General features: G+C 71.4%; 18 protein-coding genes. 8 read left to right on the top strand and 10 right to left on the bottom strand.

The genetic code is table 11. From position 1 onward, the window contains the following. Positions 1-101: 101 nt before the first annotated feature. Positions 102-1538 carry a DUF2254 domain-containing protein gene (locus ABH925_RS17430; protein WP_370148876.1) on the top strand — a complete coding sequence of 479 codons (1437 nt, stop codon included), beginning with the start codon at positions 102-104 and terminating at the stop codon, positions 1536-1538. 69 nt (positions 1539-1607) lie between these two features. On the opposite strand, the gene ABH925_RS17425 is transcribed toward ABH925_RS17430, so the two are convergent. Beyond that, positions 1608-2528: a hypothetical protein gene (locus ABH925_RS17425; RefSeq protein WP_370148874.1), complete on the bottom strand. Its 921-nt coding sequence runs from the start codon at positions 2526-2528 to the stop codon at positions 1608-1610. A gap of 473 nt (positions 2529-3001) precedes the next feature. Here ABH925_RS17425 and ABH925_RS17420 point away from each other — a divergent pair, with 473 nt between their 5' ends. The 4 genes from ABH925_RS17420 to kdpA are packed head-to-tail and all read left to right on the top strand — an operon-like array spanning position 3002 to position 7846. Next, entirely contained in the window at positions 3002-3091 is a 90-nt protein-coding gene (locus tag ABH925_RS17420; protein WP_370148872.1) for a potassium-transporting ATPase subunit F, read from the top strand. Then, positions 3091-5295: a potassium-transporting ATPase subunit KdpB gene (kdpB, locus tag ABH925_RS17415; RefSeq protein ID WP_370148870.1), complete on the top strand. Its 2205-nt coding sequence runs from the start codon at positions 3091-3093 to the stop codon at positions 5293-5295. The genes ABH925_RS17420 and kdpB overlap by 1 nt, the downstream gene beginning before the upstream one ends. Positions 5296-5297: 2 nt before the next feature. After that, positions 5298-6194 carry a potassium-transporting ATPase subunit C gene (locus ABH925_RS17410; protein WP_370148868.1) on the top strand — a complete coding sequence of 299 codons (897 nt, stop codon included), beginning with the start codon at positions 5298-5300 and terminating at the stop codon, positions 6192-6194. A gap of 2 nt (positions 6195-6196) precedes the next feature. Further along, a complete protein-coding gene (gene kdpA / locus ABH925_RS17405; RefSeq protein WP_370148866.1) occupies positions 6197-7846 on the top strand; it encodes a potassium-transporting ATPase subunit KdpA in 1650 nt (549 codons plus the stop codon). A 63-nt stretch (positions 7847-7909) separates the two neighbouring features. Here the strand turns inward: kdpA and ABH925_RS17400 are convergent, their stop codons facing one another. The 8 genes from ABH925_RS17400 to rpmB form a co-directional block, all read right to left on the bottom strand. Next, positions 7910-8530 carry an L-threonylcarbamoyladenylate synthase gene (locus ABH925_RS17400; protein ID WP_370148864.1) on the bottom strand — a complete coding sequence of 207 codons (621 nt, stop codon included), beginning with the start codon at positions 8528-8530 and terminating at the stop codon, positions 7910-7912. 55 nt (positions 8531-8585) lie between these two features. Beyond that, the gene (locus ABH925_RS17395) at positions 8586-9377 is read right to left on the bottom strand and encodes an alpha/beta fold hydrolase (RefSeq protein ID WP_370148862.1); all 792 of its coding nucleotides are present in this window, start codon (positions 9375-9377) and stop codon (positions 8586-8588) included. Between the two features lie 64 nt (positions 9378-9441). Further along, positions 9442-10098 (bottom strand): maleylpyruvate isomerase family mycothiol-dependent enzyme, encoded by a 657-nt coding sequence (locus ABH925_RS17390; RefSeq protein ID WP_370148860.1) that lies wholly within the window; start codon positions 10096-10098, stop codon positions 9442-9444. 77 nt (positions 10099-10175) lie between these two features. Continuing rightward, positions 10176-11153: an RNA polymerase subunit sigma-70 gene (locus tag ABH925_RS17385; protein WP_370148940.1), complete on the bottom strand. Its 978-nt coding sequence runs from the start codon at positions 11151-11153 to the stop codon at positions 10176-10178. A gap of 66 nt (positions 11154-11219) precedes the next feature. Beyond that, a complete protein-coding gene (rpsR, locus tag ABH925_RS17380; protein WP_370148858.1) occupies positions 11220-11468 on the bottom strand; it encodes a 30S ribosomal protein S18 in 249 nt (82 codons plus the stop codon). Positions 11469-11510: 42 nt separating this feature from the next. Next, positions 11511-12713, bottom strand: coding sequence for a GTP-binding protein (locus ABH925_RS17375; protein ID WP_370148856.1), 1203 nt, complete (start codon positions 12711-12713; stop codon positions 11511-11513). A gap of 103 nt (positions 12714-12816) precedes the next feature. After that, positions 12817-13122 (bottom strand): 30S ribosomal protein S14, encoded by a 306-nt coding sequence (gene rpsN, locus ABH925_RS17370; protein WP_370148854.1) that lies wholly within the window; start codon positions 13120-13122, stop codon positions 12817-12819. Then, positions 13122-13358, bottom strand: coding sequence for a 50S ribosomal protein L28 (rpmB, locus tag ABH925_RS17365; RefSeq protein WP_370148852.1), 237 nt, complete (start codon positions 13356-13358; stop codon positions 13122-13124). Before rpmB ends, rpsN begins: the two co-directional genes overlap by 1 nt. A gap of 162 nt (positions 13359-13520) precedes the next feature. Here rpmB and rpmG point away from each other — a divergent pair, with 162 nt between their 5' ends. Together rpmG and ABH925_RS17355 are read left to right on the top strand one after the other, a co-directional pair. Next, positions 13521-13685 carry a 50S ribosomal protein L33 gene (gene rpmG, locus ABH925_RS17360; protein ID WP_370148851.1) on the top strand — a complete coding sequence of 55 codons (165 nt, stop codon included), beginning with the start codon at positions 13521-13523 and terminating at the stop codon, positions 13683-13685. A gap of 69 nt (positions 13686-13754) precedes the next feature. Continuing rightward, on the top strand, positions 13755-14039 hold the full coding sequence (locus ABH925_RS17355) for a type B 50S ribosomal protein L31 (protein ID WP_370148849.1): 285 nt from the start codon (positions 13755-13757) through the stop codon (positions 14037-14039). Positions 14040-14163: 124 nt separating this feature from the next. On the opposite strand, the gene ABH925_RS17350 is transcribed toward ABH925_RS17355, so the two are convergent. Next, positions 14164-14769, bottom strand: coding sequence for a TetR/AcrR family transcriptional regulator (locus tag ABH925_RS17350; RefSeq protein WP_370148848.1), 606 nt, complete (start codon positions 14767-14769; stop codon positions 14164-14166). A 257-nt stretch (positions 14770-15026) separates the two neighbouring features. Between ABH925_RS17350 and ABH925_RS17345 the strand changes: the two genes are divergently transcribed. Beyond that, positions 15027-15992: an SDR family NAD(P)-dependent oxidoreductase gene (locus tag ABH925_RS17345; RefSeq protein WP_370148847.1), complete on the top strand. Its 966-nt coding sequence runs from the start codon at positions 15027-15029 to the stop codon at positions 15990-15992. Positions 15993-16017 lie beyond the last annotated feature (25 nt).

Here is a 16017-nt window from a genome sequence, read left to right as displayed (position 1 = left end):
AGCTCGCGTCAGGGTGAGCCGGGAAGTCTGGTCGGCGCTGCGCACGGTCCTGCCTCGGGGCGGGGTGTCACCGCGACGCGACGAGCGGCTGGGAGCCTGAAATGTTTGCGTCGAACGGCCTTCGTGTCCATGACTGGCGGCGTGAGCGGCTGCGCACCAATCTGTGGCTGGTTCCCGCTGTCGAGGCCGCCGCGGTCGTGGTGCTGTTCGCGGGCACCACGAAGCTCGACTGGACCGCCTACCAGGGCGGGATGAGGTTTCCCTCGTGGGTGCTCAGCGGCAGCGCGGACGGGGCGCGGCAGGTGCTCAGCACGATCGCCGCGGCCATCATCACGGTCGCGGGGCTGGTGTTCTCGATCACGATCGTGGCGCTCACCCTCGCATCTACGCAGTTCGGGCCGCGGATGCTGCGGAACTTCATCCGTGACCGGGGCACCCAGCTGACGCTCGGGACCTTCGTCGCGACATTCCTGTACGCGATGCTGGTACTGGTGGCGATCAGCCCCGGACCGCACGGGGATTTCGTCCCGCATCTGTCGGTGACCGTGGCGCTGGGCCTCACCCTGGTGGACCTGGCCATGCTGATCTTCTTCATCCACCACATCGCCCGGGCCATCCAGCTGCCGCACGTGATCGCGGGCATCGCAGGGGACTTGGCGCGTGCCATCGAGCAGGAGGGCTGCGCGGACGCGACCGGCATGGACGGACGCGAACGGGGCCTGTCGCCGCGCGAACTGCTGGACCGGATGTCCGTGGTGGCGTCGGCGCCGGTGTGTACCCCGTCGTCGGGCTACCTGCAGTACCTCCGTCACGACCGGCTGATCGCGATGGCCCACGACTCGGACGCGGTGATCCATCTGCTCTACCGGCCGGGCCACTTCCTGATCGAGGGCAGTCCGTTGGCGCTGGTCTGGCCTCCCGAAGCCGCCGCCAGGGTGGGCGCCGGGCTCAAACGCGGTCAGGTCACCGGCCCCTACCGGACGCTGACCCAGGACATCTCCTTCGGCATCGACCAACTCGTCGAGATAGCCATCCGCGCCCTCTCGCCGGCGGTGAACGACACCTTTACCGCGCTGACCTGCATCGACTGGCTCGGCGACTGCCTGTGCAGAATCGGCCCGGGCTGGCACTCCCGACGCGTGCACCGCGACACCGAGGGCTACGTGCGCCTCATCGCCTATCAGGCCTCGTACGAGCGGCTGGTGCAGCGTGCGTTCGAGAAGATCCGCCAGGCCGGAGTGGGCATGCCGGCGGTGATGATCCGTCAACTGGACGCACTCCACAAGATCATGGAACGCACCGGCGACCCGGAACGCCGCCAGCTCCTGCTGGAACAGGCCGACCTGATCGCGGCCTCCTGCCGCACCTCGGTACCCGAGCCGGCCGACCGCGAGGACGTGCTGCGCCGCCACCGCGCGGTGCTGGAGCTGGCGAAGTCGCCGGAGGACGAGATCATCGCGGTCGGCTACGCCACCGACGGCCTCAGTTCGGCCGTGCCGCACCCCCGGGGCCCGAATCACCTGCCGCCGCAGCTCTGAGCGGCCGGCGGTGCCCGGCGCGGGATGCGACCGGGCACCGCCTGGGGCGGGCGCGGGACCTTGCGCTCCCTAACGCGGTTCTGACGACGCGTCAACTTCGACGGGTACCGCGCGAGCCGCGCCGAGTTGCTCCAGCAGCAGCCCTTCCCTGGTGGACCAGGGGCAGATGTCCACACTCTCGGCCCGGTAGGTCGAGAGCAGAGCCTCAGCGACCAGTGCGCCGGCCAGTGTCTGCCCCGCGCGGTGCCGGGAGATTCCCGGCAGCCGGTTCTGCCGAGCCCGGTCGGCTCCGGCCAGCACCGGGATCCACCGGCGCAACTGGGGCAGGGTCAGCTGCCGTCCAGCACGCAGCCGTCTGCCACGGGGCGGGACGGAGGTCAGCTGAGCGAGTTGCTGGAAGGTCTTGGAGCAGGCGACGATGCACCCGTCCTGGGTCACTTCCGGCAAGCCGGGCACTTCGCGCAGGGCATCGCCGAGGAACTCCCGGATCTCCTCCAGGCGCGCAGACCCGCATGGACCGGTGCCGTCCGGGAGCCAGTCCCGGGTGATCCGTCGGGCGCCCAGCGGCAGCGAGAGCACGCTGCCGGGCTGTCCGCCCCGGCCCGTGGCGATCTCCACCGTGCCACCGCCGATGTCCAGCATCAGCAGTGGGCCTGACGTCGGCCCCGTCCACTCCCGGGCCGCGACATAGGCGAGGCGGGCTTCCTCCTCGCCGGGCAGAACCCGCAACCGGGTGCCGGTCGCACGGCTCACCTGCGCGATCACGTCCCCGCCGTTGGGCGCGTCCCGGATGACCGAGGTCGCGAACGGAAACACCGCCGTCGGGCAACGGAACCGGGCGGCGGACATCACCTCGGCCACGGCGCGCTGCACGCTGGCGATCCCGGCCGCGCCGATACGGCCCCGGCTGTCGAGTGACTCGTGCAGCCGTAGCCGCGCCTTGCAGGAGAACACCGGCTCCAAACCCGCACCCGGACTCCACCGGACCACCTCCAGCAGGGCACTGTGGCACCCCACGTCCAGTACGGCGGCCTCCCCGCCCGGCCCCGTCGTCCGATCCGAGCGGCTCGGCCATCTCACCGTTCGACTGCTTCCCACCGTTGACAACCGCTCCCCCGTCACTCCCCGACCACCCGACGGGACCGGATGTCCCGTGCCGAGCCCCATCCGCCCGCCTGGGAGGCGTCACCGACGCTACGCCGGGCGGGATGCCGAACGGCGTGTCCCTGACGACTCGTTGACCGGCTGACAGCCAACCCTGACATGCCTTTGACGAGTGTGCCGTCGTCCGAACCGGCGCGCTGCCGGGACGGCGCACGTGGCCGTTGTCAACGCCGCGGCAAGATTCAGGACCATGGCGTTCGGAACGCGTCAGTATCAGCTGTGCAGGCGTGGGACCAGCGCTTTCATGTGTCCGGGCGGCAGTGGAACGCCACTGCCGGACACACGAGAGGCATGCACCGATGAGTGTGGCGAATCTGGTCGGGTTGCTCGTCGCGGGCGGCTTGGTCGGCTATCTGGTCCTGGCCATCCGTTACCCGGAGAAGTTCTGATGACCGCGCAGGCGCCGGAGCGGGCGTCCTCCGGCGGGGCGGGGCCCAAGCGCACCCAGCCACCTGATACCGGCTCCGTGGAGACGGGTCGCGGCTACCGGGTCGGCGCGGGAGCGCTGGATCCGGGCCAGTTGTGGCGGGCACTCCCGGAAGCGCTGCGCAAGCTCAACCCCGCCTCGCTGGTGCGTAATCCGGTGATGTTCGTCACCGAGGTCGGTGCGACGCTGACCACCGGCCTGGCGATCGCGACGCCCACCCTGTTCGGCTGGCTGATCACCGCCTGGCTCTGGCTGACCGTGGTGTTCGCCAACCTGGCCGAGGCGGTCGCCGAGAGCCGCGGCAGGGCCCAGGCGGACTCGCTGCGCCGGACCCGGCAGGAGACCACCGCCCGGCGGCTGCTCGACTGGACCGGGGACGAGCGGTCGACGGACGGCGGGGACGCGCGCGAGAAGGAGGTGTCCGCCGCACAGCTCCAGCGCGGGGACTTCGTGGTGGTGGAGGCCGGTGGCGTGATTCCCGGCGACGGCGACGTGGTCCAGGGGCTCGCCAGCGTGGACGAGTCGGCGATCACCGGCGAGTCCGCTCCGGTGATCCGCGAGTCGGGCGGCGACCGCTGTGCGGTGACCGGGGGCACCCGGGTGCTGTCGGACCGGATCGTGGTGCGGATCACCCAGCAGCCCGGACAGAGCTTCCTGGACCGCATGATCGCACTGGTCGAGGGCGCGAAGCGGCAGAAGACGCCCAACGAGCTGGCACTGAACCTGCTGCTGGTCGCGCTGACCTTCGTCTTCCTGATGGCGACGGTCACCCTGCAGCCGATGGCGATCTTCTCCAAGCAGGTGATGCCGGCCGCCCCCGACACGGGGGCGCTCAACGCCGACGGCGTCACCGGCATCGTCCTGGTCTCGCTCCTGGTGTGTCTGATCCCCACCACCATCGGTGCGCTGCTCTCCGCGATCGGCATCGCCGGGATGGACCGGATGGTGCAGCGCAATGTGCTGGCCATGTCGGGCCGCGCGGTCGAGGCGGCCGGCGACGTGCACACCCTGCTGCTCGACAAGACGGGCACCATCACCTTCGGCAACCGCCAGGCCGCCGCGTTCCTGCCGGTCGGCGACGCCGACGAGGAGGCTCTGGCGTCCGCGGCCCTGCTGTCCAGCCTGGCCGACGAGACGCCCGAGGGCCGCTCGGTGGTCGAGTTCGCGCGCGAGCACTACGGCCTCACCTCACAGGTCCGGCTGGACGCGCACTGGGTGGCGTTCTCCGCGACCACCCGGATGTCCGGCGTCGACCTCTCGGAACCGGTGCCGCACGGCCTGCGCAAGGGCGCGGCCGCCGCCGTGGCCGCCTGGGTCCGTGAGAACGGCGGCACCGTCCCGGACGGTCTGGAGACCCTGGTGGAATCGGTCTCCGCGTCCGGGGGAACCCCGTTGGCCGTGGCCGAGTCCGTGGACGGCAGCGCCAGGGTCCTCGGTGTGATCCACCTCAAGGACGTGGTCAAACCCGGTCTGCGGGAGCGCTTCGAGCAGTTGCGGGCCATGGGCATCCGCACCGTCATGATCACCGGCGACAACCCGACCACCGCGGCCGCGATCGCCGCCGAGGCGGGCGTCGACGACTTCCTCGCCGAGGCCACCCCCGAGCAGAAGCTGGCTCTCATCAGGGCGGAGCAGGCCGGCGGCAAGCTGGTCGCGATGACCGGCGACGGCACCAACGACGCCCCCGCCCTGGCCCAGGCCGATGTGGGTGTGGCCATGAACACCGGTACCTCGGCCGCCAAGGAGGCCGGGAACATGGTGGACCTGGACTCCGACCCCACCAAGATCATCGAGATCGTCGAGATCGGCAAGCAACTCCTGATCACCCGGGGCGCGTTGACGGCCTTCTCGATCACCAACGACATCGCCAAGTACTTCGCGATCCTGCCGGCGATGTTCGCCGGGGTCTACCCGGCGCTCGGCAGGCTCAACGTCATGCAGCTGCACTCGCCGCTGTCGGCGATCCTGTCCGCGGTCATCTTCAACGCCGTGGTCATCGTGGCACTGATCCCGCTGGCCCTGCGCGGCGTCCGCTACCGGCCCAGCAGCGCCTCCGCGCTGCTCACCCGCAACCTGTGGGTCTACGGCATGGGCGGCGTGATCGCGCCCTTCCTGGCGATCAAGTTCATCGATTTCGCCCTCGTCCAGTTCATCCCGGGGATCTGATCATGCGTCGCATACCGAATCTCGCCGCCCAGCACCTGGCGGCGCTGAGGGTCGTCCTGGTGCTCACCGTCCTGCTGGGGCTGGTCTACCCGCTCGGGATGACCGTCCTCGCGCACCTTCCCGGACTGGACCAGCAGGCCCAGGGCTCGCTGATCCGCAACACCGCCAGCCGCAAGCTCGTCGGCAGCCGGCTGATCGGCCAGAGCTTCACCGACGCCAAGGGCAACCCGCTGGTCCAGTACTTCCAGTCCCGCCCCTCGGCGGCCGGTACCGGCTACGACCCCACCTCCAGCGGGGCGAGCAACCTCGGCCCCCAGGACGTCGTCGACACCCTGCCCACCCCGGGACAGCCGACCTCCGGCAGGCAGAGCCTGCTCACCCAGGTCTGCGCGCGCAGCCTCGCGGTCGGGCAGCTGGAACACGTCGACGGCTCCCGGCCCTACTGCACCCCGGACGGGGTCGGCGCCGTACTCGGCGTCTTCCGCGCGAACGGGCTGACCGGGACCGTCACCCGGGTGGTGAGCCTCGATCAGGCCTGCCCGGCCAGACCGTTCCTGAGTATCTATCAGCAGGTCACGGTCGAGTGCGCCAAACCGGGCGAGGACTACAGCCACGCCCTGGTCGTGCCGATCCGGGGCAGCGTCCCGGCCGACCCGGTGGTCCCCGCCGACGCGGTGACCGCCAGCGCCAGCGGCCTGGACCCGCAGATCAGCCCCGCCTACGCCCGGCTCCAGGCCGCCCGCGTCGCCAGGGCCCGCACCGTCCCCGTCACCGAGGTGCTGCGGCTGATCAGCCAGAACACCACCGGACGCGCCCTGGGCGTGCTCGGCGAACCCGGCGTCAACGTCCTGGAACTCAACCTCGCGCTGGACCGCAGCTACCCCGCCAAGGAGGCGTGACCATGGCCGGATGGCTGCAAGCCCTGCTCCTGATCGGCGTCCTGGTGGCGCTGCACGTTCCGCTCGGCGACTACATGGCGCGGGTGCTGGACGGCGGCGCGCACTGGAGAGCCGAACGCCTGCTGTACCGGTTCTGCGGGATCGACCCCGACCGCGAACAGGACTGGAAGCACTACTTCACCGCGCTGATGGCCTTCTCGGTCATGAGCATCCTGGCCCTGTTCGGCCTGCTCACCTGCCAGCAGTGGCTGCCCTGGTCGCTGGGCCACGGCGGAATGCCCTGGCAGCTGGCGCTGAACACCGCGGTCAGCTTCACCACCAACACCAGCTGGCAGAACTACGCCGGCGAGACCACCACCGGCCACCTCGCGGTGATGGCCGGCCTCGGCGTGCAGGCCTTCGCCTCGGCGGCGGTCGGCATCTGCGTCGGCCTGGCCCTGATCCGCGGCCTGGTCCGGCGCAGCACCGGCGACCTGGGCAACTTCTGGGTCGACCTGTTCCGCACCTGCCTGCGGGTGATCCTGCCGCTGGCGGTCGTCTCCGGGCTGATCCTGATCGCCCTCGGCGTCGAGCAGAACCTGCACGGCGCGCAGACCGCCACCACCCTGGCCGGGGCCAGGCAGACCCTGATCGGGGGTCCGGTCGGCTCCTGGGAGTCCGTCAAGCTGATGTCCGGCGACGGCGGCGGCTTCTTCAACGCCAGCAGCGCGCACCCGTTCGAGAACCCCTCGGCCTGGAGCAACCTGCTGGAGATCCTGCTGATGCTGCTGATCCCCACCGCCTTCATCCGCACTTTCGGCCGCATGGTCGGCAGCCTCAAGCAGAGCTGGACCCTGCTCACCGTCGTCGGCATCCTCTTCGGCCTGCTGCTCGCCGCCGGCGCGATGGCGCAGAGCGCCCACACCGGCACGGTCACGGCCGCCGTCGGCGGACAGTACGAGGGCACCGAGACCAGGATCGGCATCAACGGCAGCACCCTGTTCGGCGTCTCCGCCACCGGCTCCGCCGACGGCGCGGGCGCGGCCTCCTACGACAGCTTCTCCAGCATGGGCGGAGGCGTGCTGCTGGCCGCGATGATGCTCGGCGAGGTCGCCCCCGGCGGCACCGGCAGCGGGCTCTACGGGCTGCTGATCGCGGTGCTGCTGGCGGTGTTCATCGGCGGCCTGATGGTCGGCCGCACCCCCGAGTACCTGCGCAAGCGCATCGGCTTCCTGGAGATGCGCTACGTGGTCTGCTACGCACTGGTCGCCCCGACGCTGACCCTGCTGTTCAGCGCACTCGCCGTCGCCCTGCCGCAGGGCAGAGCCGCGATGGGCAACACGGGCGCGCACGGGCTGACCGAGGTGATCTACGCCTTCACCAGCAACGTGCAGAGCAACGGCAGCTCGATGGGAGGCCTGAGCGGGAACACCCCGTTCTACAACCTCACCATGGCCGCGGCCATGTTCGTCGGACGCTACCTGCCGATGGCCTTCGTACTGGCCCTGGCCGGGAGGCTCGCCCAACAGCGCCATGGTGCGGTGACCGTGGGCACGCTGCGCCCGTACGGGGTGAACTTCGTCGCCCTGGCCAGCGGAGCCGCCCTCGTCCTGGCCCTGCTCAACTTCCTGCCCGCACTCTCCCTCGGCCCGCTGGCCGACGGGCTCCACTAGGGCCCGCGGCCGCCTCCTCGGGGCCGGGCCCCGCCGGGCGCTGCTGGAGCGCGACGGTACGTCCTACTCGAACCGCGTGGTGTCGCCCGCTCCTCGGCGCACGATCTCGGCACTGCCGCTGGAGAAGTCGATGACCGTGGTCGGCTCGGTGCCGCAGTCCCCCGAGTCGATCACGGCGTCCACCACGTGGTCGAGCCGTTCCTTGATCTCCCAGCCCTGCGTCATCGGCTCGTCCTCGCCCGGCAGCAGCAGGGTGCTGGAGAGCAGTGGCTCCCCGAGCTCGGCGAGCAGGGCCTGGGTGACGACGTGGTCCGGGATCCTGACTCCCACCGTCCGCTTCTTCGGGTGCAGCAGCTGCCGCGGCACCTCCGTCGTCGCGGGGAGGATGAAGGTGTAGCTCCCGGGCGTTGCCGCCTTGATCGCACGGAACACGTTGTTGTCGATATGCACGAACTGACCCAGCTGGGCGAAGTTCTGGCACACCAGCGTGAAGTGGTGGTGATCGTCGAGGTGCCGGATCGACCGGATCCGGGACAGGCCGTCACGGTTTCCGAGCTGGCACCCCAGCGCGAAACACGAGTCCGTCGGGTACGCGACCAGCGCGCCGGACCGGACGAGATCAGCCACGTTGCCGAGGACGCGCTGCTGGGGATTCTCAGGATGCACGTCGAAGTACTTCGCCATCCGCCGAGCGTACGGGATCAGACGGCGGATTCCCTGACGCCACCCCCGGGCCCGGTCACCCGCGGTTCCCGGCCACCTCGTCGTCGGCGCGCAGGAACTCCTCGACGGCGGAGAGGAGTTGCAGTGGAGTCTCCTCCATCGGGTAGTGGCCGGTGGCGGGGAGCTCCACCAGGTCGGCGTGCGGGTACCAGCGGAGCCAGGTCTGACGCATCACCTCGGCGCTCAGGGCCGGGTCCAAAGCACCCACGACGACCCGGACCGGGAGCGGGCTGCCCTCGATCTCCTCGTGGAAGTCCTCCCGCGCCCAGGAGTCCAGCCAGGCCCGGAAGGCCTTGGCGTCGCTGCGGTCCAGCGACTCCGCCACCATCCGGTCGAGCCAGGCCGCCGGGCGCGCCCCGCCGGTGGTCAGGTCGATGATGGCGCGCCTGTTCGCGGGCAGGTCCGCCGCCCCGGAGAACAGCTCCCACTGCTCCGGGGTCATCGGGAACCCGCCCGCCGGCACCGGGTTGAGTCCGACCAGCCGCCGGACCCTCGACGGCGCCATGGCGAGCGCGCGCTGCACGACGCAGGCGCCCATCGAGTGGCCGATCAGCGAGTAGCGCTCCCATCCCAGCGTGTCGGCGAGCGCGATCACGTCGGCGCCGGCCTCGCGTGTGGTGTAGGCGCCGAAGGTGTCCTTGGCCTCGCCATAGCCGCGCAGGTCGACGAAGGCGTAGCTGAAGGCGTCGAGGTCGAGGTCCGGCAGCAGGCGCGCGAACGTCCCGCGGTCGCCGAACCAGCCGTGCACAGCGATCACATGGTGCGGGCCCGTACCGAGCAGGGTGTGCGGCAGCGCGAGGGAGGCCACGTCAGCTCCGATCTGATGGGTCGTGTACGCGACAATGAAGCTATCGGACGACCCTCACCTTTGCCTACCCGTCGCTGACCGGGACCTCACCCGCAGCCTCCGTGTCCTGGCGTGGGGCGGGTCGGCGGCCGGTCACGGTCAGCAGGATGTCCTTGACGGGCAGCTCCACCACCCGGCCGGTGCCGAGGCGGAGGTCCGCGTCGGTGGCGCGCAGTTCGATGCCGGTGAGGTCGACGCCGAAGAAGGCGAGGGCGCGCGGGCTTGAGTGCGCCAGCACGGTCGCGATGCGCTCTGACGGGGCCGGGGGAAGACCGAGCGGCTCGGTGATGTCCAGGCCGTGAATCACATCATGGCTCAGCGCGGCGGCCGGGCCGCCGCCCGGCGGCTGCCAGGGGTGGCCGATGTTGTCGCGCAGCGTGCCGAGCAGCTCGTCCGGCGTCATGCCGGCGCCGTCCCGGCGGGCGACGTGGTCCGCGAAGCGGTTGAAGGAGAACCGGGCGGCGACCAGGCCCGCCGCGAAGCGGGGTGTGCTGGTGCGGAACGGCATGGTGATGTGGGCGACCACCTCGCGAACCCGCCAGCCGGCGCAGAGGGACGGGGTGTCCCACTGCTCTTCGGTGAGGCCCGCGAGGAGTGCGGCGAGCCGCTCGCGCTCCGCGCGGGTCTGCGCCCGCAGCTCCGTTTCCGTCGTCATCGGGGTGGTCGGCGTGGTCGGCGTCATGGTGCTCGGTCTTCCTGTCGCGGGAGTGGACGTGCCTGTCACTCCTCGTACGACGCGGGGACCACGAACTCATCGCTTCAGGACGACACGGTTTCCGGATCGTGCGGCAGTCCGAACTCGGCGAAGCGTTCGCCCCAGCCGAGGAACGTGACCATCTCGGCCACCCGGTTGCCGCGCAGCTCCAGCACGAGCAGCGCGAAGGGCCGCAGGACGCCGTCCGGGTCCGGCCGGTACTGCCCCAGGGTCAGGCAGCCGTTGGCGGTCGCCCCCGGAAGGAGCCGGTCCCCGGCGCAGGCGTCGGCACCGGCGGTCATCGCCGCGCCGATGCCGGCGGGGCCGCGCAGCCACCACGCGAACGGCGGCATGCCGGAGCGGACGTCGTCGGCGAGCAGCCCGATCAGTCGGTCCACGTCGTGCGCCTCGAAGGCGTCCACGTACTCGCGCAGCAGGGCTTGCTGCTCGGTGCCCGCCAGGTCCGGCACGTCGGTCGGGGCGGGACGGTGCTCCGCCAGGGTGGCCCGGGCCCGCTGCAGAGCGCTGTTGGTGGCCGCGACCGAGGAGTCGAGGATCTGCGCGGTCTCCGCCGCGGAGAAGCCCAGCACGTCGCGCAGCACCAGCACGGCGCGCTGCCGGGGCGGCAGCCACTGCAGGGCCGCGACAAAGGCCAGCCGGACCGACTCCCGGCGCACCGCGAGATCGGCCGGGTCGGCGATGCGAGGCAGCCGCGAGTCCGCCATCGGCTCCACCCAGTGCGAGGGCGGCAGCGGCGTGCCCAGGACTCCGTCGGTGGCGGCGGGTCCCAGATCCCAGGGCAGCGCGCGGCGCCGGGCACCACGCAGCAGGTCCAGGCAGACGTTGGTGGCGATGGTGTGCACCCAGGTGGACAGCCCGGCCCGGTCCGGGTCGTAGCGGTCCAGGTTCCGGTAGGCGCGCAGCAAGGTCTCCTGCACGGCGTCGTCGACCTCGCCGACCGCCCCCAGCATGCGATAGCAGTAGCCGGTCAGCGGACCGCGCAGCGGTTCGAGCGCAGTCTCGGCGGAGGGCGATCCCTGCATGGCAGCCACCCGCCCATGATGCCGGATCCCTCGACGCCCCGCCGCGACCGACGCCGGGGGATGGGGTCATCGGCCGGCCTTGTCGGAGGTGTAGGGCAGCAGGGCCATCTCGCGGGCGTTCTTGATGGCGGTGGCCATGGCGCGCTGCTGCTGGACGGTGAGGCGGGTGACCCGGCGGCTGCGGATCTTGCCGCGATCGGAGATGAACTTCCGCAGCAGGGTGGTGTCCTTGTAGTCGATGTAGCTGACGCGGGCTTCGTGCAGCGGGTTCGGGCGGGGCTTGCGCTCCTTGCGCCCTGGGGCGATCTTGACCACGGCGGGTTCTCGCTTTCGTGGGGTCTCTCGGCGGGGAGTCGTTCAGGCGACCGGGTCGAGCAGGTCGGCGAAGGCGTCCGGCAGTGCCTTCCAGCCCGGTTCGCCCGCCGCCAGCTCGGTGTCGGTGAGCAGGCAGGAGTCGAGCAGGTCGGTGATGCCGCCGCTGTCCAGCCCCTGCGCGGTGAAGCACAGTTGCTGGACCCGGTCGCCGTAGACGGCGTCCCAGTCCAGGGCGGCGGCGGTGCGACGGGTCGGCGGGTAGAGCTCCCAGGCCGCGTCCGGCAGCGAGACCAGCCAGGGGCCGCACCCCTCCACCGCGAGGTTCGCCCCGGCCGCGTCCCAGGCCAGCATCAGGTCCGGGCGGTTGGCCAGCCAGAACCGGCCCCGGCTGCGCTGGGCGGCGGGCACCAGATCGTCCAGCGCCGCGTGGAACCGGCCCGGGTGCAGCGGGCGGCGGCGCTCCCACAGCAGGGTGGCGACTCCGGCCTCGTCGCAGCGCTGGGGCAGCAGGGCCAACGCCGGGTTGACCCGGTCCCGGGCCGCCGCGACGTCGAAGCCCGCGAGGGCCGCGGCGGTCAGCGCCGTACCCACCGGTGCGGGGGTGCCGAGGCGGACCAGCTCGGCGGTAGGCCGCAGTTGACGCAGCATCGCCAGCCCCGCCCCCAGTTCCGGGGTGTCGACCGCCTCGGGGACGTGGGCGACGGCGATCAGTCCGGCGTACTCGACCTGGTGCGACAGGGCCTCGTCAACCGTACGCTCGTCGTCGGCGCTGGTGTGCAGCCCATGCTCGGACAGCTGGTCGGAGACGGACAGCTCGGGCAGGACCCGGAGCGGGTCCACGGCCGTGACCACCCCTGCGATCTCGACGAGTTCGTCCATGCAGCGGCCTGCGGCCTCGCCTCCCGCGATCATCTCCACCAACGGGTGCGGGTCGCATCCGCCCCACAACTCGACCACGGCCAGGCGGTGACGTCCGGCCTCGGCGATGGCGCGCAGTTCGGGCAGCAGATCCACGCGCAGCGCGCAGCAGGGGCAGTCGTTGGTCAGCGGCACCTCCGCCCCGGCCAGCGGACCGGTGGCGTCCCAGGCCTTGCGGTGCACCCGGCCCTGGGACGCGTCGGTCAGGTCGTGGTGCAGCACCACGGCGCCCTCGCAGCCGGCGAGGATTTCCAGTACGGCCTGGCGGCGGGCGGCCTGGTGCAGGCCGGCGACGACCACCACGGGCAGCAGGCTCTGTGCGGACACGTGTGCTTCCTTCTTCCTGTTTTCCTTGTTCGGGGGTCGCGCCCCGGCCTGTCCGGCCCGGGAATGTCGGCGCAGTCCGGGGCGCGACCGGTCTGTGGGGCATCTACCAGCTGGATTTGCGGACGCCGGGGAGGTATCCGGCGTGGGCCTGCTGGCGCAGGTTGATCCGGGACAGACCGAAGGCGCGCTGGTAGCCGCGGGGCCGTCCGTCCACCGCGTCGCGGTTGCGCACGCGCGTCGCGCTGGCGTCGCGGGGCTGGCGTCGCAGCTCGGCCTGGGCGGCGAGGCGGTCCTCGGGCGAGGTGGCCGGGGCGGCGATCAGGCGCTTGAGCTCGCCGCGGCGCTCGGCGTAGCGGGCGACGACGACGCGCCGCTGCTCGTTCTTGGCGATCTTGCTGCGTTTGGCCATCAGACCCTGACCCCCTGGGCGCGCAGGCGGGCGACGGCCTTCTCGATGCCGAGCCTGTCGACGGTCTTGATGCCCTTCGTGGACAGGGTGAGGCGCACGGATCGGCCCTCGCTGGGGAGCCAGTAGCGCTTGGTCTGGATGTTGGGGTCGAAGCGGCGCTTGGTGCGGCGGTGCGAGTGGGAGATGGCGTTGCCGAACCCGGGCTTGCGCCCGGTGAGCTGGCAGTGGGCGGACATGGGCGGCTCCAGGCAGGAGGAGGCGAAGGACGTGGATGAGGCCGGAACGGCAGCGGGAATGCCACGGCTGCCGTCGGCGTTGAGCAGGACACTAGCACTAATGGAAACGAAAACCATTACGCTATGGTGGCCCGTCAGATCACACCCGAGGAGGAGACCCCCATGGCTCGCAACGAACTGCGCCCGATCATCAAGCTCCGCTCCACCGCCGGAACCGGCTACACGTACGTCACCCGTAAGAACCGCCGCAACAACCCGGACCGGCTCACCCTGCGCAAGTTCGACCCGGTCGTCCGCGGGCACGTCGAGTTCCGCGAAGAGCGCTGACCGCCACCCACCCCACCGCGCACGTCCCGCTGCACACATCCCGCTGCACACATCCCGCAAGGAGCCACGATGAAGCCCGGAATCCACCCCGAGTACCGCCCCGTCGTCTTCCGCGACAAGGTCGGCGGCCTCGCCTTCCTGACCCGCTCGACCGCCACCAGCGCCCACACCATCGACTGGGAGGACGGCAACACCTACCCCATCATCGACGTCGAGACCTCCTCCGCCAGCCACCCCTTCTACACCGGCAACGCCCGCGTCCTGGACACCGCCGGCCGCGTCGAACGCTTCAACCGCCGCTACGCTCACGCGGCCAAGCAGACGGGCGCGCGGCAGCCCGGCACCGCGAACTGACGCACCGCCCGCACGCCTCGGAGCGGAGGGATCACCGCAGCTGCGGCAGCACCTCCGCTGCGAGGGACGCCCTCACCCGGCGGCGTCCGCCACGTGCGAGTCAGAGCGGGGTGTTGTCGGCGGACTACGCCCCGTCGCCGGGGGCGGCGGTACCGGAGGCGGCGTGGTAGCGGAGGCCGTCCATCAGGAGGTCGAGAAGGCGTGCCATCCGGGCCTGGTGCTCCGGGGTCGCGGCGGCCAGGGACAGGCCACTGAGGCTGAACAGCACGTCGTCCGGCTCGACGTCGGCGCGGATCACGCCCGCCGCCGTTCCGGCCCGGAGCAGTTCGGTGATCGCGTCGGTCAGCATCGCCCGGCTGTGCGAGAACGGGTCGCCTCCGGAGGCGATGAGGGCGCGCAGCGCATCGGACATCCCGCGCTTGGTCGTCATGTACTGGATGAAGCCGTCCATCCAGGCACGCAACGCGGCGTCAGGCTCCCTGGTACCCAGAAGCTCTGAGGCCGAGTCGCAGAGCCTGACGAGTTCGCTCCGATAGGCCGCTTCGACGAGTTCCTCGCGGGTGGCGAAGTGGCGGTAGAGGGTGCCGATGCCCACGCCGGCCTCCTTGGCGATCGCGTCGAGCGTCGCCTCCGGCCCGTCCTGGGCGAAGGCCCGCGCCGCCACCTCGATCAGTCGGTCGCGGTTGCGGCGCGCGTCGGCGCGCAGCGGCCGGGGGTCGGCGGTGGTCACGGCGATTCCTCTCTTCCGGCTGCGGACGGCGTGGCCGACGGTTCGGCCCGCTCGACAGTTCTGCCCGGGTGCGCGGGTCGGATGGGCGCATCAAATGGGCGGGTCGGGTTGCAAGCGGAGGATCCTCCGCTTAGTCTCGAGATATGCGGAGGGTCCTCCGGTTCTCACTCTACCGGCCGTATCCCTCTGCGCACCCCCGCGCGCACCCCGGTCCGGACCCCAGCCGGAGCCCGGACCCCAGCCAGATGGGAATGATCATGACCGCCACCACTCCCCCCGCCCGCCTCACCACCCCCTTCGGCGCCCAGTCCACGGCAGCCGAAGTCATCTCGGGCGTCGACCTGGCCGGCCGCCGCGCCGTCGTCACCGGCGGCGCCTCCGGCATCGGCGTCGAGACCGCACGCGCCCTCGCCTCGGCCGGCGCACAGGTCACCCTCGCGGTCCGGGACCTCGACGCCGGAGCCCGCACCGCCGAGGACATCACCGCGACCACCGGCAACAAGGACATCCACGTCGCACCCCTCGATCTCGCCGACCAGGCCTCCGTCGCCGCGTTCGTGGCCGCGTGGGACGGGCCGCTGCACATCCTGGTCAACAACGCCGGCGTGATGGCCTCGCCCGAGCTCCGCACCCCGGAAGGCTGGGAGCTCCAGTTCGCCACCAACCACCTCGGCCACTTCGCGCTGGCCACCGGTCTGCACGAAACTCTGGCGCGGGACGGCGGAGCGCGCGTCGTGGCCGTCAGCTCCAGCGCCCACCACCGCTCCCCCGTCGTCTTCGAGGACATCCACTTCCGCGAGCGCCCGTACGAGCCCTGGTCCGCCTACGGCCAGTCCAAGACCGCCAACGTGCTGTTCGCCGTCGAGGCCGCCAAGCGCTGGGCCGCGGACGGCATCACCGTCAACGCCCTGATGCCCGGCGGGATCCGCACCAACCTTCAGCGCCACGTCTCCACGGAGGAACTCGACCGGCTGCGCGCCCAGGCCGCCGGCGGCACGGAGCTGAAGTGGAAGACCACCGAACAGGGCGCGGCCACCTCCGTGCTGCTCGCGGCCTCGCCGCTGCTGGAGGGTGTCAGCGGCCGTTACTTCGAGGACTGCAACGAAGCGGTCCGCGGCGAACTCGGCGCACGTAACGGCGTCGCCGAATACGCCCTCGACCCCGAGGCCGCCGCGCTGCTCTGGCAGGTCTCGCACGACACCCTGGCAGGCACCCGCGGCTGACGCTCCGCGGATCGTGCACGATCCC

The organism is Streptacidiphilus sp. EB129 (assembly GCF_041262645.1).
In the GTDB taxonomy this organism is placed as follows: domain Bacteria; phylum Actinomycetota; class Actinomycetes; order Streptomycetales; family Streptomycetaceae; genus Streptacidiphilus.
This window is presented reverse-complemented; position numbering and strand designations above follow the sequence as displayed.